The sequence below is a fragment of the Vibrio sp. SCSIO 43009 genome (assembly GCF_023716525.1).
Lineage (GTDB): Bacteria > Pseudomonadota > Gammaproteobacteria > Enterobacterales > Vibrionaceae > Vibrio > Vibrio alginolyticus.
In genome coordinates, this window is record NZ_CP071843.1 from 1,321,377 (window position 1) to 1,341,625 (window position 20,249).

A 20,249-nucleotide genomic window follows, 5' to 3' on the forward strand; every position below is an offset into this window, starting at 1 on the left:
AAGAGCCCTTTCCCCCAAAGGGCTCTATTTCAAGTTTTTAAGTTTTTAAGTTTTAGTAATACCCCTGATTTTTTTAATTACATAACCCTACAATTTACAAGGCTTTAAAAATGAAATTCAAACCTTCCCTACTCGCTTGCGCAGTTCTCAGTGGTCTAGTCGGTCTGACTGGCTGTAACGATGACACAACCAACATTTATGAAGGCGGTGACACCAACCCTGCACTGCCGGATATTCCTGACGGCGGCAAGCCAGTATGTCCTCCAGTTGGCGATGGCGACTGCGATGACAAGCCAAACCCAGAAACACCTGAAATCGACATGGGCGTTCACATTCCGGTAGATTTCGCCGATATGGACGTAACACGCTACGTCAACCCATTCATCGGCACAGGTAACCTAGGCAACACCTACCCTGGTGCAACCACACCACACGGCATGGTGCAGCTTTCTCCAAACAACGGTTCTAACGGCTGGGAATACATTTCAGGCTACTACTACCACGACGCACGTACTTCCGGTTTCTCTCATACCCACCTTTCCGGAGCAGGTGCTGGCGACTTGAACGACATTCTCGTCATGCCAATCAACTCGCGTTCGGATTACATGATTGATGAAGGTTCGGCAACGCTAAACCTAGAAGCGTCTCGCTTCCAACATCGTGACGAGCAAGCGACGGCAGGCTACTACAAAGTCGATCTATTGGATTACGACATCAAAGCTGAGTTGACGGCGTCAGATCGCGTTGGTGTACACCGTTACACCTTCCCTCGTGATGAGAAGTCAGAAATCATCGTGAACACTGGCTTCAAAATTAACTGGGACTACACCTCTGATTCTTACTTGAAATGGGACAAAGACAATAACCGTCTTGAAGGTCACCGTTTCTCTGACGGCTGGGCACCAAGCCAAAAAGAATTCTTCGTGATGGAATTCGACCAACCAATCAAAAACGTTCGCTTTGCTTACTACGATAAAGAGCAAGGTCGTTACATGGACGTGCCAGAAGGCATTACGGAAATCGGTAACGAAACACGTGGCAAGTATCAATACGCACGCGCTTACGTTGAGTTCGACACATCCAAAGACGGCTTAACGGTTGAAGCGAAATTGGCGCTATCAAACGTTGAAATCGGCGAGAATGGCAAGTCTGGTGCTTCTCTTAACATGACAGAAGTTGCGGGCATGAACTTCGACCAAGTACGCGAAGCGGCAACGAAGAAATGGGAAGACGAACTCGGCAAGATCCAAGTCTCTGGCGACGAAGATTACAAACAGACCTTCTACACCGCGATGTACCACTCGTACCTAGGTCAAACCATTCACTCTGACTTAGATGGTCGCTACCGCCAAGTTCACCAAGGTCGTAACGCTTACCCAGATGGCAACACACCTTGGGGCGATAAGATTGATACGCTGAAAGAGTCGATCCGCACTGCCGATGCTAACAAAGATGGCAAAGCAGACTTCACGCGCTACGACACTTTCTCGTTATGGGATACCTACCGCGCAGTTCAACCGCTGTCTTCGATTCTTGAGCCAGACCGCTTAGCAGACGTCGTGCTGTCTATGCTGTCTTACGCCGAAGAAGAATGGGTAGATGACAAAGGCAACGTGCGCAAAGGTCGCCTGCCTGAGTGGACATTCAAAGGCAACGAAACTGGCATGATGATGGGCATGCACTCAACGCCTGTGATTCATGATGTGTTGTCGAAAGGCTCACTAGAAAAACGCATGATCGATCTTGGCTTCACAGAAGCGGAGCGCAAAGACGTTAAAGAACGTTTAGTTGAAGCGATGATCACTGACGCGCGCGCCGCAACGAGCCAAGGCGTAGCATGGATCAAAGAGTACGAGGAACAAGGTTACGTACCAGCGCAATTGCACGACACTCCACCAGATTCTTACGGCGGTCACTCACCATTTAAAGATTCTTGGACAGCATCTTACTCGCTTGAATACTCAATGAACGACTGGGCAATCGCACAATCGATCAAGGAAGTCTTCGGTGAAGAAGATCCACGCTACAACGAGTTCGCTAACCGTTCTAAAAACTGGCAAGCGCAATTCGACTTCGGCGGTAAGCAATACCAAGGTTGGTTCAAAGCCCGTGACTACGATGGCGAGTTTATCGACGCAGGTTGGGTAGACCCAATCACCGGTCGCGCGGTTGGTAAAGACTGGCGTCCAGACATGTTCAACTGGGCATTCTCTGAGTCGAACAGCTGGCAATACTCGTTCAGTGTTCAGCACGACATTCATGGCTTGATTGACCTGATGACACGCTTCGACAAGACACAAAATCCTGAAGCAGAACGCGGTGACTTGTTCGCAGCTCGCTTGGATGAGTACTGGTCAACCTACCCAGACCGCAACGCAGGCGACAACCAATTCCCAGTGTTCAACACAGGTAACGTTGGTCAGCACGTACAAGGTAACGAACCAGATATCCACGTGCCGTACTTGTACAACTACGTCGGTCAACCTTGGAAAGGTCAGGCAGCCATCGCCGCAGCAACCAACATTTGCTACAAGAACACCGCTGACGGCATTTGTGGTAACGACGACTTCGGTACGCTCTCTGCGTGGTTCGTGTTCCGTGCACTTGGCTTCTACCCAGTAAATGCTTCTTCTGGCATCTACGAAATCGGTACTCCGCTGTTTGAAAGCGCGTCTATCGATGTCGGCAACAACCAGAAGTTCACGGTGACCGCGAAGAACGTTAGCCGCGAAAACATCTTCATTCAATCGGCTCGCTACAACGGCAAAGACTTCAACCGCACTTACCTGACTCATGACGAAATCATGTACGGCGGTGAGTTGGAGTTCGTGATGGGCGACAAACCAAATCAACGTTGGGGCTCTCTAGAGCAAGATCTTCCACCAGCACAAGGCATCGGTGAGTTCTTGCATGAAGACGAGATGCCAGCGGGTTCTCGTTAATCCCAATAGTGACAACTCAGCCGGGAGAGCGCATCTCCCGGCTATCCCTACAAGCAAATTTTATAAGCAGTTCTTTATAAACAGTCTCTTATAAACACTTTTTATATACGAATAACGACAAAACGGTATGCACATGTTTAAACGTAATCTTATCTCTTTGGCTATCCTGGTTGGTCTGACGGGTGGCTTGGCTGGCTGTAACAGCGACAACGATTCTTCCTCTTCACTGCCTGGCGATCCAATTGTTGATCTCGCGGTGTTGAAATACGTCGATCCTATGATCGGCACAGTAGCTTCTGGTCATACATTCCCGGGCGCGACGGTACCGGCAGGTATGGTTCAACTGTCTCCAGATACTTTCATCGGTTCTAACACAGACCATGAATCAGGACTTAACCCTTGGCACTCGGCTTCTGGCTACTGGGATTCATCCAACTACGAAACTGGCGAAGTAGTTAACACTGACGTTCCGCTGTACGGCTTCTCCCATACTCACCTTTCAGGTACAGGCGCAACGGACTTAGGCGACATCTTGGTTCTGCCATACGCAGACATGGCGAACACACAACTGAACTCTTTCGACAAAGCCAATGAAGAAGCAAGCGCAGGCTACTACAAAACCAAGCTAAACCAAGGTCAAATCGAAGTAGAACTGAGCGCAACCAAACGCGTTGGTTTACACAAATACACCTTTGCTGATGGCGCGGATCGCAACGTGAAGTTCGATTTGGGTCATACCCTAATGAACAACAACGGCAAGTCTTTGAAGAACAAAGTAGAAGTGGTGGACGAATACACCATTCGCGGTCGTAAAACCTCAACAGGCTGGTTCCAAGGGCAAGATCATCAAGGTCAGGACATCTTCTTCTACGCGAAATTCAACCAACCAATCACCAAAGCACTATTGGGTGAACAAGACAAAGAACCAACTCGCGAAATGCGCAATGGTGCGGTTTACTCAGGCGATGATCTGACCGCTTACCTAAACTTCGGCACAGGCGAAGAGCCAATTGAAATCCGCGTCGGTATCTCTCCAGTTAACTGGCAAGGCGCACAGAAAAACTTAGAAGCAGAAGCACCAAGTTTCGACCTAGCAAAAGTGAAAGAAGACGCAGAATACGCGTGGGCTGAGAAGCTAGCGAAAATCAAAGTAGAAGGCGGCACTGACGCAGAGAAAACCAACTTCTACACTGGCATGTACCACATGATGATCGCACCAATCGAGTTTTACGATGTGGATGGTCAATACGTGGATATGCTTGGCACGGTGCGCACACTGAAAGATGGCGACACACCAAACTACTCGATTTACTCAACGTGGGATACGTTCCGCGCGGTTCACCCAATGTGGACCATCATCGACCCAGACCAAGCAACGCTATACGTGAAAGACTTGATTCGTAAATCCAACGACGAGTTTGGTCTATTGCCGAAATGGGAAGGTCACGGCTCAGAGACCGGCACCATGATCGGCTACCCATCAGCAGCGATTCTGGGCGATGCGGTGACCAAAGGCTTGATTGATGCAGAGCAGGCTTACACCGCATCAGTGAAATCAGCTCGCTACACACCGCATGAGTACCCACAGATTCATGACGACATCCTAAGCTCACTTATGGCTGGCCAGTTGAACTACCACGAGAAAGAACAGTGTGTTCGCTACCCGAACTGGAACTCAGTGTCGTACTCGTTGGAATTCTCATTCTACGATTGGACGATCGCAGAAATGGCGAAAGCCGCTGGCGATATGGACGCGTATGAAGAGTTCAAAGCTCGTTCTTACAACTCTTTGAAACACTGGGATGCGAAAGCAGGTAACGCAGACGGCACGGGCTTCTTCGTACCGACAGAACTGAAAGAAGGCGACCCATGTGCGCTGAAATACGCTTCTACTGATTTCGACCCTTACAAGTCTGACGCGTTCTACTACACAGAAGGCAACGCGTGGCAGTGGCAATGGGCGTTCATGCAAGACTTGGACAAGCTGACTGAAATCATGGGCGGCACACAAGGTCTGAACGACAAGCTGAACAACCTATTTACTGCCGATCCAAATGGCGGCGAAGCGCACCAAGACATGACAGGCTACATCGGTCAGTACATTCACGGTAACGAGCCTTCGCACCACGTCATCTACTTGTACAACCGTACTGAAGAGTCTTACAAGGCGCAGGAATACCTAGACCAAGTTTACGACCAGTTCTACAAACCGACACCAGACGGCATCATCGGTAACGAAGACGTAGGTCAAATGTCGGCGTGGTACTTGATGTCGGCACTGGGCTTCTACCAAATCTCGCCAACCGATCCAACCTACAGCATCGGTCGTCCAATCTTCGACAAAGCGACGGTAGACATTGGCTCTGGCACCTTCACGGTAACGGCTGAGAACAACGGTCCAGACAACATGTACATCAAAGAAGTGACCATCAACGGTAAGCCTCTGGATGTGTACAACACCTTCCAGCACAGCGAATTCAAAGCAGGCGGCGAACTGCACTTCGTGATGACAGCAGACAAGTCTGAAGCAATGCAAGCCAACCTAGGCGAATAATGATTTTGAGGGGACCTCGTGTCCCCTTTTCTCGTGGAATAAAAACAATGAAACTAAAAAGAACCCTACTCTCTACCGCAGTGTTAACCGCCATGCTTGGTCTTGCTGGTTGTGGCAGCGACTCTGATCCGGAAACTCCAGTTATCTCTACCCCTACTTTGGAATTCGTTGATACCTTGATCGGCACTAAAGGTCTTGGCAACGTTAACCCGTCTCCAGTTATGCCAGAAGGTATGATTCAACCTTCACCAGATAACTTCGATCCAAACGGTTGGAATGGCAAAGGCTCGCCTGTTGAATACGATCCTGTGCACAGCTTGCTTTCTGGCTTCTCAATGACTCACATTTCTGGCGCAGGTAAAGGCGACCTAAATGACTTCGCCTTCTTGCCATACACAGGCTTCAATACCGATGCCGTGACCATGGATAAAAGCTCGGAAGTGGCAGAAGTTGGTTACTACTCGGTTGACCTTGTAGAAACTGGCGTAAAAGCTGAACTGTCGGCAACCGACCGCGTGGCGTTCCAGCGTTACACCTTCAAACCGGGTGAAGATCGCAAAGTACGTATCGACCTGCAACACGAACTGTTGGAACAATACGGCAACCACTCTCGCAGTATCTACTACAAACGCGTTAACGACACCACAGTCGTAGGCGCGCGTACCTCAAACGAATGGGGTCAATGGCAAACTGTGTTCTTCGCGGCAGAATTCTCTGATCCAATCATTGAAGAGAATCTGTACACCAAGCTGGCTTCTGAGAGCAAACTGACTCCAACTGACGCTACTGAAGTCGGCTTGGAAGATTACCGCGGCTACGCAGAGCACAAACCAATGCCGGGCGAACCGGAACCTGACCCTGAACGTTTGGCAAAACGCGCAAACGATGTCCTGACTCATTTGAACTTTGGCAAGAGCGATGAGCCATTGGTCGTCAAAGTAGCGATTTCTGGCACTGGCGTTGACGGCGCCCTGAAAAACCTAGAAGCAGACACCAACGGTTGGGATTTCGACAACGTCGTACAACAAAACCGCGTGGCTTGGGAAAACATCCTTGGCGAGTTTGAACTGGAAGGCGGCAACAAAGCTGACAAGACCATGTTCTACACCTCGCTCTACCGTACGTTTGTTGCTCCATTCCTATACCAAGACGTGGATGGCAAATACCGTGGCATGGATGGCAAAGTGCACCAAGCAGAAGATGGCTTAGTGAACTACTCAGTGTACTCAATGTGGGATACCTTCCGCGCCGCACACCCACTGAAAACCATCATCGATAAAGACCGCGCGATTGAACACGCACGCGATCTATTGAACAAATACCAAACGGGTGGTGTGCTGCCAAAATGGGAACTGCACTCGGATTACACTGGTGAAATGGTCGGTCATCCTGCGGTTTCGGTTATTGCCGATATCATGGTCAAACACCCAGAAGCCGTTACCGCAGCTGAGTTTGATTTGGCGTTGAAAGCCGCTGACGAAACTGTCAACTTCAATCTTGATAAAACTGAAAGCTGGGTGCCTTACCAAGACGCTTGGAACGGTGACAAACGCTTTACGGTCATGACGCGTCATAACGACTACCAAGAAGACGTCGGCTTTATTCCAGCTAACACCAAATGGGCGCCGGATTCTGGTGACAAACCGGGTTACGTAGAAGGCTTAAAAGTCGATAAGTACGACGAGCTTGTGAACGAATCGGTGTCTTACGGTCTTGAGAACGCTTACTACGACTGGTGTATCGCTCAGATCGCTAAACTTGCGGGCAACGACCAGCAGTACGACCGCTACATGGCACGCTCTGAATCGTTCAAGAACTACTTCGATTACAACCCAGAACAATACGGCAAGTTGCAAGACACCAAAGGCAACGCATTGGGTGCGACGGGCTTTATGCGTCCGGCTTACATGAACAGTGGCAGCAAGGTTTGGGCAAACAACCTGAAAGCCGAATGTTTGGACGAGAACATGGCGCTGTCTATCCCAGACGGTATGGACTACAACGCCTGTAAAGACCGCAAAGCACTCAACGAAAGCGATGTGTTCTGGCCTTACCGTGCTGAGCACCGTGGTGAAGACTTTACCGAAGGCAACACATGGCAATGGACATGGTTTGCACCGCACAACTTGAACGGTCTGGCCAACGTGATGGGCGGCGAGCACATCGACCGCACTGACTTCTCTCTTCCTGAAGACGTAACCGAACAAGGCAAAGCGGCATTCTTAGCCAACTTGAATGCGCTGTTTAATGCGGACTCCAACGCCGATACAAGCCAGTCACACGACATGTCAGGCTATATCGGTCAGTTCGTGATGGGGAACGAGCCAGATCACCACGTACCTTACCTATACAACTGGACAGCAGAGCCATGGAAGACACAAGAAATTGTCGACCAAGCGATGAACGAGTTCTACCACCCAACGCATGAAGGTCTGATTGGTAACGAAGACGTCGGTCAGATGTCGGCGTGGTATGTGATGTCTGCATTGGGCTTCTATCAAGTCACTCCGGGAGAAGCAAGCTACACCATCGGTCGTCCTCTGTTCGACAAAGCCGTGATTCCAGTCGCGGACGGTAAATTCACCATCACCTCAGAATATAACAGCCAAGAGAGCATCTACGTGAAGTCGGTGACCATCAACGGCAAACAATTGAGTGACAACTTCAGCTTCGCGCACAGCGATTTGAAAGACGGTGGTGAACTGCATTTCGTTATGACTTCAGACAAATCTGAAGCGATGAAAGCGCAATAACCGATACCTATCCAAATAACGAAAGGGGGCATCTAGCCCCCTAAAAAACTTCACTTCAGTGGAACCATAAAAATGAAACTAAAAAGAACTCTTATCTCTACCGCTATACTCGCTGCCATGTTTGGTCTTGCTGGTTGTAACAGTGATGACGACAACAGCAAATCTGGTACTCCATCCCTCGACACCACACTAACTCAATACGTCAATCCATTGATTGGTACAGGCGCAGATGGTCACACCTTCCCAGGGGCGGTTGTGCCTTATGGTTTGGTACAACTATCTCCTGATACCGAAATGGAAGGTTGGGGCTCTGCCGCAGGTTACTTCGACCACGGCAAACTGACTGAAATCCCAGTGTATGGTTTTTCCCACACTCACCTTTCTGGCACAGGCATTACCGACCTTGGTGACATCTTAGTTCTGCCTTTCACCAAGAAAGAAAACGCCGTTTTCAACACCTTCGATAAAGACAACGAAACCGCAGAAGCGGGCTACTACGCGGTTGAACTGAACAAAGGCGAGATCAAAGCTGAGCTAACTACCACGCAACGTGTTGGCTTCCACCGCTACACCTTCAAAGAAGGCACCACGCCACACATCAAGTTCGATTTAGACCACACTCTCAACAAAGGTCACTTCAACAACCGCACCATGAAGGGTGATTTAGAGTTCATCGACGCTTACACCATTCGCGGTTTACGTAGCTCGAACGGTTGGGCGAACAACCAACACGTCTACTTCTACGCCACCTTCAACCAACCTATCGTCAAAGCCATTGCTCTAGTTGACGGCGCAGAAACGGAAATCGATGTAAACAACGACAACATCGACGCAGTGAAAACCATCGCTTACCTAGAATTCGCACCATCATCAACACCGCTAGAAATCCAAGTAGGCTTGTCACCAACAGGCACAGAAGGTGCAGAGAAGAACCTAGAAGCAGAAGCGAAAGACGTGTCATTTGATACTGCGCGCGCTCAAGCCAACGATGCATGGCACCAAGAGCTCAGCCGCATGATGGTATCTGGCGGCACGGAAGATCAGAAAGAGATCTTCTATACTGCGCTTTACCACGCCTCTATCGCGCCAATGATTTTCCAAGATGTCGACGGTCAATACCCTGCGATGCGTACTCGCATTCAAAAAGACGCGGGCGATACGCCAAACTACTCCGTGTACTCCATGTGGGATACTTTCCGCGCAGCGCATCCACTGAAAACCATTATCGACTCAGAACGTGCCGAAGAGTTTGCCAACGACCTGATTCGTAAATACGAAGACGGTGGCATTCTGCCGAAATGGGAACTGCACAGCCATTATACGGGCACTATGATCGGCTTCCCTGCGGTTTCTATCATTGCTGACGCGATGGCGAAAGGCTTAGACATCGACCCACAACTTGCCAAAGAAGCGGCTGAGTTTACGGTGCGTTACCACGAGGCATCTGAATTCCCAGATTGGACAGAAGACAACAACATCGGCGCAGCAAACGTTGTGCAAGTGAAGGTGTACGAAGAAAACGGCTTTGTTCATCACGGTTACTGGAACAGTGCGTCTTACACGCTTGAGTTTGCATATGGCGACTGGGCAATGGCAGAAATCGCGCGCATGGCTGGCGATGTAAAACTGCAAGAAGAGTTTATGACTCGTGCCGACAACTGGCTTAACCATTGGGATGCAGAGACGGGCTTCTTACGTCCGAAAAACCACCCGCTAAGCTCATCACCAAACAAACCGCCTTTGGAGTTCAACCAACCGATTGATGAAGATCGTTTGGATGAGTGTGAAATGGTTGAATGGCCTGAAGGCTCAGGTGTGATGAAAGAGAAATGCCCACTGCTACCATTTGACCCTTACTACGTGGACGAGTTTGCCTACACCGAAGGGAACGCGTGGCAATGGAAGTTCCAACCAATGCACGATTTCAACCGTCTGAAACAAGAAATCTACCAAGCAGACTTGGCGCAAGGCAAAGACACCACGCCAGAGAAAGCCTTCCGTGAAGACTTGGACGAGCTATTCAACGCGCGTTCTTCAAACACAGGCGAAGAGCTACCAGACCTAACGGGTTACATCGGTCAGTACATGCACGGTAACGAGCCATCACATCACATTCCTTACCTATACGCGCTAACGGATGAGCCATGGAAAGCGCAAGAGTACCTAGACCGCATCATGTCAGAGATGTACACCAGCGAGCCAACTGGCTTGATTGGTAACGAAGACGTGGGTCAGATGAGCTCTTGGTACTTGATGTCGGCAATGGGCTTCTACCAAGTGACGCCTGCGGATCCGGTGTACACCATCGGTCGTCCTATGTTTGATGAAATCACCATTCCAGTGGAAGGCGGCAAGTTCACAGTCATCGCAGACAATAACAGCCCACACAACAAGTACGTGAAGTCTGTAACCATCAACGGCAAACCGCTGGATGCCAACTTCACCTTCAAGCACAGCGAAATCAAAGCGGGCGGCGAGCTTCACTTCGTCATGACGGGTGACAAGCAAGAAGCGCTTCAAGCTCAGTAACGTTTTATGTAATTCGTATTTAAAGAATAAGCAGATAGATTAACTCAGTGGCAGGAAGTGACGCGCTTCCTGCCTAAGGAATCAAGATTATGAACTTTACGAAAACCGCTATCGCCACCGCTGTGATTGCAAGTGTTATTGGTTTGGCTGCAACGATGACGACGATAACACCTCACCAAGCGTCGATACTTCCAACCTAAAATACGTCGACCCATTCATTGGTACCGGTTTTAACGGACACACCTTCCCGGGTCCTGTTGTGCCAGAAGGCATGGTGCAACTTTCTCCAGATACCGAGCTGATCGGCTGGCACTCTTCATCAGGTTACCACTTCGATAAAAAGACTCTATTTGGCTTCTCCCACACTCACCTTTCTGGCACGGGCATGGGCGGTTTAGGTGACATTCTTTTCCTGCCGTTTACCGAAGATAAAACCAAGTACATCGAAGACAGCGACGACTACCGCGAAGCGATTTCAGTCAAGATGGACAAAACCTCAGAAGTGGCAGAAGCAGGTTACTACTCGGTGAAGATTGCAGAGAACGGTATCAAAGCTGAGCTTACAGCTTCTGAACGTGTCGGCTTCCACCGCTACACCTACCCACAAAGTCAACCACAACGTCTGAAGATTGACCTCAACTCCATCCTTAACAGTGACTGGGGCTCGACCTCTCTGCGCAACAAACTGACGGTGAGCGAAGACGGTCATACCATCACGGGCGAGCGCGACGCAGCGCACTTCTCTGGTTGGGCGAAAAACCAAAAAATCTTCTTCTATGCGACTTTCGATAAGAAGATCAAAGACGTTTACATCCTTGCCAACGGCGAACCTGTTGACGGCCTAACGGCAGAGCACGTTTCCGAATTTATTTACGATGACCAAGGTAATCCAGTTAAGCGTGTCAAAGCGGACGTCACTGCCTACATCGAATTTGAAGATGAAGGCTCACAAGAGTTGAATGCGCAAGTGGCGTTATCTGCGGTTGACCCACAAGGCGCAGAAAATAACTACGATGCTGAAGCAAATGTCTCTTTCGATACTGCGCGTAACAACGCACGCGAGAAATGGGCAAAAGCACTCAACTTCTCTATCGAAGGGGGCACGGAAGATCAAAAAGAGATCTTCTACACCGCGCTTTACCACACCAAGATTGCGCCGATGGTGCATCAAGATGTAGATGGTCGATTCCGTGGCATGGGCAAAGGCTCGATTCGTGAAGGTGAAGGGGAATACTCCATCGCTTATGGTCAAGCGACAGAAGAGCAGCCAAACTTCTCGGTTTACTCTCTATGGGATACCCAACGTGCGTTGCATCCACTAAAAACCATCACAGAGCCAACCCGCGCGGTGCAATACGCGAAGAACCTAGTTCAGAAGTACACTGAAAGCGGCTTGCTGCCAAAGTGGGAACACTTAGGTGACGAGACAGGCACCATGGTCGGCTACCCAGCGGTAGCAGTGATTGCGGATGCGATCACCAAATTCCCAGAAGAGTTTACTCAACAAGAGAAAGACCTGGCGCTGAAAGCCGCGATCGACTCTTCGACTTACAACAACTACCCTGCACTGCAAGCCGATTGGGATCAGGGCGTATTGGATCGCACTTTAACCAAGCACATCGACTACATTGAGAAAAACGGCTTCACGCCAGCTATCCAACGTATCGATGGTGAGCCAGTATTTGAAGACTACACGGTTGAGTCTGTTTCTTACGGTCTGGAAAACGCATTCTACGATTGGGCTATCGCACAAATCGCCAAAGCGGCCGGTGATACTCAACAAGCAGAAGAGCAATACCTTGAACGCTCAAAAGGCTACAAGAAGTACTTCGATTACAACCCAACGGAATACGCAGAGCATGGCGTAACGGGCTTTATGCGCCCAGTGATGATTGATGAAACCTTCATGACGCCATTCGACCCATACGGCACAGAACACGAGACAGGCAACTACACCGAAGGTAACGCATGGCAGTGGACTTGGTTTGTACCGCATGACATCGCAGGCTTAAAAACCATCATGGGTGGCGATGCTGAGTTCCAGAAGAACCTAGAAGCAACCTTCACCGCAGAAAGCCAAGGCACAGAAACACCGGATATGTCTGGTTTGATTGGTCAAGTTGCGTTTGGTAACGAGCCTTCGCACCACATTCCTTACCTATTCAACTGGACCGCAGAACCATGGAAGACACAACAAGTCGTCGACCACATTCTTGATGACATGTACTTTGCAGCGCCAGAAGGCGTCATTGGTAACGAAGACGTAGGCGCAATGTCCGCTTGGTATGTGATGTCTGCATTAGGCTTCTACCAAGTGAACGCGGCAGAACCTATTTACACTGTGGGTCGTCCGCTATTCGACAAAGCAGTGATTCCGGTGAAAGGCGGCACGTTCACTATCACCACAGAGAACAACGCCGATGACAACATGTACATCAAGTCTGTCACCATCAATGGCAAAGCTTTGGATAACGGTTTCTTCTTCGACCATTCCGAGTTCAAACCGGGTGGTGAGTTGCACTTCGTGATGACGGGCGAGCAATCTGAAGCGATGAAAGCGCCTCAATAAGCTTCACTTGAAATGTATTCCTCAGGCTAAAATAGCTTGAAGAATACAGGGGGATTTGATGTGATGAACGTATCTCCTATCTAGCTTCGTTGCGCCAAACTAATGGCGCACTTAGTATGAGTAGAAGTAACGGACAGCGTGTTGACAAAATCGGTCGAACCTTTCCAATGCTGAATTCTGCGATTTTATCTCATATGTAGATAGTTCAAGTCTCAACTCTATCTTAATGCACTTAGTAGCTTTGATGTGATCTTCGCACCTCCCTTCTAGCACCGTTGTACCAAACTAATGGTGCAACCAGTAAGAACAGGAGTAATCATCATGTCTATTAACGTTGTCGCATCGATATAACCAAAAACCTCTTTCAAGTATGCGTGTTGAGTGCTTTGATAATGGCGTATGCCTCCCCAACTTGTGCGTTGTAATTTCGAAGCGTGAGTGAAGCGCCTAGTAGTTGTTTTACGCGATACATAGCGGTCTCCGACGATGAAGGCCTGTGGTAACCATACTTTCGTTCCCACTTTTTTCGAACCATAGAGCTTTTGGTAAGAAAACAACTTCTCAATGTTTCACCTGAGCATAATCGCACCGTCAGCAATATTAATTATGTGTTAGTTAAATTGGTCAAGAGCGGTTCAACTTCAGTTGCAGTCGAAATATTGGAATCAATCTTAACTGTAGGTATGGAAGTCACGGACTTAGGTTATTTATCTAATGAGTTACTGAGCAAACATCGAGATTTACTTAACCACCTAATTACAAGGTGGTTCAAACCCTAGGTAAAAACCAATAACAACTTTGCTGTAACAATCAACTAATTGAGTAAGCCAAGGCCGGCCCAATGACTTGCAATGCTCTTCATGTACAACAAAGCGTTCCACCACCGTATGATCTATTTCTACCCTCTCAAAGACGTAAAAACTCAACATCTTTTTCCCCATCCGACGAAACTCTATTTTCACGACTCGCTCCCCCTTCTCCGCGGTCAGTAATTCGAAAGGGGCCTTCTTTTTAACCCGTTTCCGAAGGGATTCATAAGTTGGGTATTTGTACTTCGTTCCATTGTTCAGATTATGCTGACGTAATTGCCTTCGCACGCGCTTGTAGGCCCTTCTGATACGCGCTTTTCGCCCAAAGATAACTTTTTCTACAGCTTGTTTCATCAAAGCATCAACGAATGTTAGTTCTAGACTTTACTATTACCCTTATCTTTATTCCTTGGATCTATATAATCAGATACTCTGAAAACCAACCACCGGTGTATTGATATTGCACTTGGAATAATCCTGTCATATAACCGTTGTAGTACAACACGATGTGGTTCAATAGTCTTTGGAATGATTTTTCGCACTTACAGTGCTAAATAACGAAGAATGCTTAGACGAAAAGTAATTTGAGTGGCTATATTGTCAGGAAATGCAGATATATCTCGATATGTTTCTTCATCAACATCGCTGGTATCGACACCCTCTCATTTGGCTCAGGCTTTTCTTGCTGAAGTGCCGACTTCCGATGAAAACTCGAGAACGATTTCTTAGGCATAACAACCCAATTCAGATTCGAGAGGAGGTGAGGTCTCTAAGCTTGTTTTCAGTAGGCTTCGAGAGAGCAAATCACACAGGAATGGAAATATTTTTCTTCCATTTAGACAGAGGTGATGTCCTAAACTTTTCGCTGTTTGGGTACCATTCAGTTTTAACATCGTAAGGAGAGTTTGATGAAAGTGGTTCGGTTATCTCTTGAGGAATATCGATGCAAAAGTTTAAGGTTGCTAGAGATAACCTCATCCAGTATTTCTTCCTCTGTAACCAGTTCTAGCTCCAAACCTAACGCAAACGCGCCTTGTACTTTTGCTTCCCATTCACATTGAAATGCCGATTTTGAACTCTCCATATCGGATTTTACTTTATACAGCGTATATTCACCGGTATCAAACTGATACTAGAAAGTCTGGAACATAGGTATGGGTTTTGCTATTGAAGCAGTATGAAAGCCGTATCGGCTAGGAGCAAAAACGAACGATGCTAAGCTCGAAATCAAAATGATAACAAGCGGCACATTCTAAAATGATTCTACCGTGACTCTTTTTCCCATCTTAGCACTGACGTAACGGTGTATGTTTTTCACGTGATTTAGTTTAGTTTCGAGCAGGAGTGTCAAACGCAGTTTCAAGTTAAAGCAGGCTGGCTGTAGAAGGGGAAGGTAAAGCAGACATAAAACTGCCTCTTCAAAAATGTCATAAACATAAAAAGCAATAGACTTATGAAGAGGCAATATCAAATTATGGTTGCACCAAGTATCAATATATGGTTGCTTTTACACTTGTTACATTCAGTCGATTTACTCTTTACCGAACACGTTGTTCTCTTGTTCTTGAACGCGGATGAATGTAGTACGCTTGGTTAGCTCTTTAAGCTTTGCTGCACCCACGTATGTACAAGTTGAGCGAACGCCGCCAAGGATGTCTTGAATAGTGCCGTGAACGCTACCACGGTATGGCAATAATACGGTTTTACCTTCAGCCGCACGGTAGCCAGCGACACCACCTGAGTGCTTATCCATCGCGCTCTTCGACGACATGCCATAGAATTTCATGAACTTCTCGCCGTCTTTCTCGATCACTTCGCCGCCTGACTCTTCGTGACCCGCTAGCATCCCGCCTAGCATTACGAAATCCGCGCCACCGCCGAACGCTTTCGCTACGTCACCCGCACAAGAACAGCCACCGTCACCGACGATCATGCCACCAAGGCCGTGCGCTGCATCACCACACTCGATGATTGCAGAAAGCTGCGGGTAACCAACACCCGTTTTTACACGAGTTGTACATACAGAACCTGGGCCGATACCCACTTTAACGATGTCTGCACCAGCTAGGATTAGCTCTTCACACATATCACCAGTAACCACGTTGCCTGCAGAAATGACCTTGTCTGGGAACTCTGCTCGCACGCGTTCAACATACTCGACCAAATGCTCTGAGTAACCATTTGCAATGTCGATACAAATGAAAATAAATTCATCTGAAAGTGCCATGATGTCTTTGGTTTTTTGGAAGTCTGCGTCAGATGTCCCAGTAGACACCATAACGTTATTCATGGTTACTTTATCTGCTGATTTAGCAAACTCAGCCCAATCTTCTACCGTGTAATGTTTGTGAACAGCGGTCATTACACCATGCTCAGCCAGGGCTTTAGCCATTGCAAAGCTACCAACCGAATCCATGTTTGCTGCGATTACTGGCACACCAGACCATTGACGACCACTATGCTTGAATGTAAAATCGCGGGTTAAATTTACTTGAGAACGGCTCTTAAGGGTAGAACGTTTCGGGCGAAACAGTACATCTTTAAAACCTAACTTAAGTTCTTGTTCGATACGCATTGTGTAATTCCTTGATTCATATGTATATGTGTCATCTCAGAGTGCGTAGTGATTTCGTTGGCAGACGAGTTCACTGTTCTTCGGACACAAAAAAACCGGAGCGTTGGCAGACGCTCCGGTTTTCAGCATTATAGGCTGTGATTTATTTCCTACAAGTCTGATATTTGAATTTTTTTTGTGATACCATCTTGATAATCGCATATCAAAAACACTCCTCAAGTCGTTATTTTTTCTCATTATTTATAATTATCAACAACTTAAGAAAACGTTTAAGTTAACCTCTTGCGCAAACCTTTGCGTCATATCTTAAAAATTAAAACGCATCACCTCTCAAATCTGCCTAAAACTCAATCACCTAATACTAAGATGCCCTGCTAATTCGTAAAAAGTACTCAAAAAAATCGACCAATTTTCTCAGCAATGCATGAAATCTAATTAATTTCGATAGAGCTCTTGGGTGATAGCGGTACGAAGAGTGCTAACGACATCACTTGCCAAAAGACCAATTTGACCATTCTGACTCACGTTTATATCAGCAGCATGACTGTGAAGTACCACACCTAAACGTGCGGCAACAGAAATTGGTAAACCTTTGGCTAGTAATGCACCAATGACTCCAGATAACACATCTCCCATTCCCCCCGTCGCCATTCCGGCGTTACCCGCTAGACAGACGTACATTCTCGTTCCATCGTAAATAAGCGTCCCCGCGCCTTTTAAAACCACTACACCGCCATAACGCTCTTGCAGTTGTCTTGCAGCAGAGTATCGGTCACTTTCTATTTGTTGAATGGTTACATTTAGTAGTCGAGCTGCCTCTCCAGGATGCGGCGTGATCACTCGATGGTTGTCGCACACTAGAGTGCCATCGCATCGCTGGCTCAGCATCGCTAGAATATTGAGGCCATCAGCATCAACAACTTTAGGTTTCTGCTCTTGAGCCAGATATTGATAGGCTTGATAAGCCCACTCATCATCTCCAAAGCCAGGACCAAACACTAATACGTCAGCCCAGCGTATGCGTTTAGTTAAGTCGCTCTCAGTATCCCTGAGCAAGTCAGTGGTGATGCTCTGGCTCATTACTTCTGGGCAACCAACCTGCAGTGGAATAAGGCTACTCGTGTGAGTAATTGCGGCAGTTAAACCCGCTCCGGTTCTAATCGCTGCGGAGGAACATAAACGAATCGCCCCAGACATCCCTTGGTTGCCACCAACACAAAGCAACTTCCCGTTGTCACCTTTATGGACCGTTGGATTTGGCTTGGGCATTAATCTTGAAACAACCTGATGATCAATACCTAATGCACTTTCTACTTCGATAGTATCAAACTTAGTATTGACGCCTAAACCACAAAAGTAGAGCTCGCCAACGCGATCTCTCGCTTGCCCAGTGCATAAGCCTTGCTTAACCCCAATGAAGGTTACTGTATGCTCGGCACGAATAGCATCACCTAAAACTGCACCTGTATTAGCACACAGACCAGAAGGAACGTCGACTGCAATCACAGGGCTATGAATTTGATTAATTTGGTCAATATAGCGACGATACTCCGAACGAACCTCACCGCTTAAACCAGTACCTAACATGGCATCAATGATCACATCTGCCTCTAACAATGCGGTATTCCATTCATCCCAATCATTGTTAACACCGTCGATTGACTGCCAATCTTGGTATGCGCGCAAAGCATCACCTTTTAGCGCAGATACATCACCAATTTGGAAAACATGTACATTGAGTTGAGCTTGTTTCGCAAGAGATGCAAATACGTAACCATCGCCACCGTTATTCCCTTTACCGCAAATCACTAAGATATTTTTTGATTTAGGATACAGATGTAAAAAGCGCTCATACACGGCCATACCAGCGCGTTGCATTAAGCTATACATAGAAACACCAGCCATTTGCGCAGCCAGCGTTTCACCGTTTTTTACTTGCTCTGCGGTGTAGAGTTTTAGGGCGAGATTAAAGTCCATGTTCACGTTCTACGCATTGGGAAACACAATTATAAGTATACAAAAAAGCCAAGGCGGACCTTGGCTTTTGAGAAAGTTTTTTATCGCTATTGATTCTGAGACATCAGAGCTTCAGCCGTCGCATCTTGTATAGACAAAAACAACGAGTTGATTTTTCCAGTCGGTGTGCGCATTGGGTTCAACGTAACATTCTGGTACATAAACTCCGCTTGCTGCGTGACTGGTCGAACATTGCGACAGCAAAATAAGTAAGGTCGTTGTCGCCATGTGATGAAGCTGCGGCAGCCTAGGTCATACACTGGTTTTGTTTTTAATTTAAACCACTCCTGTGGGATTTCAGGGAAGATATCAAATATAGAACGACCTATCGCATCATGAGACTGCAAACCACTGTGATGAGTCATAAACCCATTCCAGACCTGTACATTGTAATCTCGATCAATGACCACTAAGCCCATGTCGACGTTTTGTACCATATCCACCATCCAATGGAATTGTTCAAACTCTGCTGGCATATTCAACATTAGAACTCCTCCATTAGATAAGACAGTTTGTTATCAAGCAGCGGCAAGGATTCATCCACAAACATAAACAACAAGTCACAACGAATCGACGTTCCTTCAATGTTGTAGCTCACTTCGAATGTCATCGTGCGGCTGAATGCTCCAGTTGTAGATTCAATGATCGAGTCAATTGAGATATGCTGACCAAGGAGTACTGGTGGACTTTGGAAGAATCGGACTTCAGACTGCTCGCCTAAACCATTTAAGAACGACCCCACCAAAATATTAGAAATATCCATTAGCAACTCAAGCTCTTCTAACTCTTCGCTGTCTGCTGGTACTTTCATCAACTTTTTGAGATCAGATACGCTTGAATCACTCAAAATCACTAGCGCTTCGCCAGCAATACCTTCGCCACAAAATCCCTGACAAACACCCGATACGTTGTCATGCGACGCCAAGTCGCGTAGGGCCATGTGAAGTTCGCTCACTTCAAAGATATTGACGTTCGGCAGAGGTAGTTGCACAAACACATCAAAGTGACGCGCCAATGCATCGGCTGCTCGACCAATTGAAACGTTAGCCACTTCCATGTAAATATCGCGACGACGTAAAATCGGTAACTCAATAGAGACAGGCGTGATAATTTGAGGACGAGGTTCTGGCTCGACCAACTCTTTAAGCGCCTTCTTGAGTTCATCTTTGGCGATCGGTTTTTGAATAAACGCTTTTGCACCCAGTGCGAACACGCGCTCTTTCGCTTTAGGTTGGATATCCCCCGACACAACAACCACCGGAGTTTTATCCCCCAACCGTTGCATGTGCTCTAGTGTTTCAAAGCCATCCATTTCTGGCATGGTCAAATCAAGAAACATCAATTTAAACTCGTTTTTTTCGAGTTCTTCTAGCGCGTTTTTTCCGTGGATAGCAAACGTAATATCGGCATTCAATGTGGCTGGTAGTGATCTCGCCATCTGTTTGCGTGCTAACGCTGAATCATCACAGATGAGTACGGGAAAAGACATTCAATCACCTTTT

9 protein-coding genes and 2 pseudogenes are annotated in these 20,249 nt (G+C 47.5%); 5 read left to right on the top strand and 6 right to left on the bottom strand.

Annotation, left to right across the window (positions count from 1 at the left end; genetic code table 11):
- Positions 1-110: 110 nt before the first annotated feature.
- The 5 genes and pseudogenes from J4N43_RS21380 to J4N43_RS21400 all read left to right on the top strand — a co-directional run bounded on the left by J4N43_RS21380 (position 111) and on the right by J4N43_RS21400 (position 13,347).
- Complete coding sequence (locus J4N43_RS21380; RefSeq protein WP_053349242.1) at positions 111-2,942, top strand: GH92 family glycosyl hydrolase; 2,832 nt, start codon at positions 111-113, stop codon at positions 2,940-2,942.
- Between the two features lie 133 nt (positions 2,943-3,075).
- Positions 3,076-5,496 (top strand): GH92 family glycosyl hydrolase, encoded by a 2,421-nt coding sequence (locus J4N43_RS21385; protein WP_252094177.1) that lies wholly within the window; start codon positions 3,076-3,078, stop codon positions 5,494-5,496.
- A 47-nt stretch (positions 5,497-5,543) separates the two neighbouring features.
- Positions 5,544-8,249 (top strand): GH92 family glycosyl hydrolase, encoded by a 2,706-nt coding sequence (locus J4N43_RS21390; protein WP_062731045.1) that lies wholly within the window; start codon positions 5,544-5,546, stop codon positions 8,247-8,249.
- A gap of 72 nt (positions 8,250-8,321) precedes the next feature.
- Positions 8,322-10,778 carry a GH92 family glycosyl hydrolase gene (locus tag J4N43_RS21395; protein WP_053349245.1) on the top strand — a complete coding sequence of 819 codons (2,457 nt, stop codon included), beginning with the start codon at positions 8,322-8,324 and terminating at the stop codon, positions 10,776-10,778.
- 89 nt (positions 10,779-10,867) lie between these two features.
- A pseudogene (locus J4N43_RS21400) lies at positions 10,868-13,347 on the top strand (GH92 family glycosyl hydrolase).
- A gap of 364 nt (positions 13,348-13,711) precedes the next feature.
- Here J4N43_RS21400 and J4N43_RS21405 read toward each other — a convergent pair.
- From J4N43_RS21405 to J4N43_RS21430, 6 genes and pseudogenes are all read right to left on the bottom strand, one after another.
- Positions 13,712-13,892: pseudogene (locus J4N43_RS21405) on the bottom strand (IS5/IS1182 family transposase); the annotation flags it as partial.
- 207 nt (positions 13,893-14,099) lie between these two features.
- Positions 14,100-14,510 (bottom strand): TnsB C-terminal domain-containing protein, encoded by a 411-nt coding sequence (locus J4N43_RS21410; protein WP_225452424.1) that lies wholly within the window; start codon positions 14,508-14,510, stop codon positions 14,100-14,102.
- 1,177 nt (positions 14,511-15,687) lie between these two features.
- Positions 15,688-16,731: a GMP reductase gene (locus tag J4N43_RS21415; RefSeq protein ID WP_005373458.1), complete on the bottom strand. Its 1,044-nt coding sequence runs from the start codon at positions 16,729-16,731 to the stop codon at positions 15,688-15,690.
- A gap of 435 nt (positions 16,732-17,166) precedes the next feature.
- On the bottom strand, positions 17,167-18,708 hold the full coding sequence (locus J4N43_RS21420; RefSeq protein ID WP_053349246.1) for a bifunctional ADP-dependent NAD(P)H-hydrate dehydratase/NAD(P)H-hydrate epimerase: 1,542 nt from the start codon (positions 18,706-18,708) through the stop codon (positions 17,167-17,169).
- Positions 18,709-18,794: 86 nt separating this feature from the next.
- A complete protein-coding gene (locus J4N43_RS21425) occupies positions 18,795-19,232 on the bottom strand; it encodes a PAS domain-containing protein (RefSeq protein WP_005373463.1) in 438 nt (145 codons plus the stop codon).
- Positions 19,232-20,236: a response regulator gene (locus tag J4N43_RS21430; protein WP_005373466.1), complete on the bottom strand. Its 1,005-nt coding sequence runs from the start codon at positions 20,234-20,236 to the stop codon at positions 19,232-19,234. Before J4N43_RS21430 ends, J4N43_RS21425 begins: the two co-directional genes overlap by 1 nt.
- Positions 20,237-20,249: the final 13 nt, after the last annotated feature.

Excerpts from the sequence above, each read along its gene's own strand:
- J4N43_RS21380 (WP_053349242.1), top strand. The coding sequence starts at position 111 with ATGAAATTCAAACCTTCCCTACTCGCTTGCGCAGTTCTCAGTGGTCTA.
- J4N43_RS21385 (WP_252094177.1), top strand. The coding sequence starts at position 3,076 with ATGTTTAAACGTAATCTTATCTCTTTGGCTATCCTGGTTGGTCTGACG.
- J4N43_RS21390 (WP_062731045.1), top strand. The coding sequence starts at position 5,544 with ATGAAACTAAAAAGAACCCTACTCTCTACCGCAGTGTTAACCGCCATG.
- J4N43_RS21395 (WP_053349245.1), top strand. The coding sequence starts at position 8,322 with ATGAAACTAAAAAGAACTCTTATCTCTACCGCTATACTCGCTGCCATG.
- J4N43_RS21410 (WP_225452424.1), bottom strand. The coding sequence starts at position 14,510 with ATGAAACAAGCTGTAGAAAAAGTTATCTTTGGGCGAAAAGCGCGTATC.
- J4N43_RS21415 (WP_005373458.1), bottom strand. The coding sequence starts at position 16,731 with ATGCGTATCGAACAAGAACTTAAGTTAGGTTTTAAAGATGTACTGTTT.
- J4N43_RS21420 (WP_053349246.1), bottom strand. The coding sequence starts at position 18,708 with ATGGACTTTAATCTCGCCCTAAAACTCTACACCGCAGAGCAAGTAAAA.
- J4N43_RS21425 (WP_005373463.1), bottom strand. The coding sequence starts at position 19,232 with ATGTTGAATATGCCAGCAGAGTTTGAACAATTCCATTGGATGGTGGAT.
- J4N43_RS21430 (WP_005373466.1), bottom strand. The coding sequence starts at position 20,236 with ATGTCTTTTCCCGTACTCATCTGTGATGATTCAGCGTTAGCACGCAAA.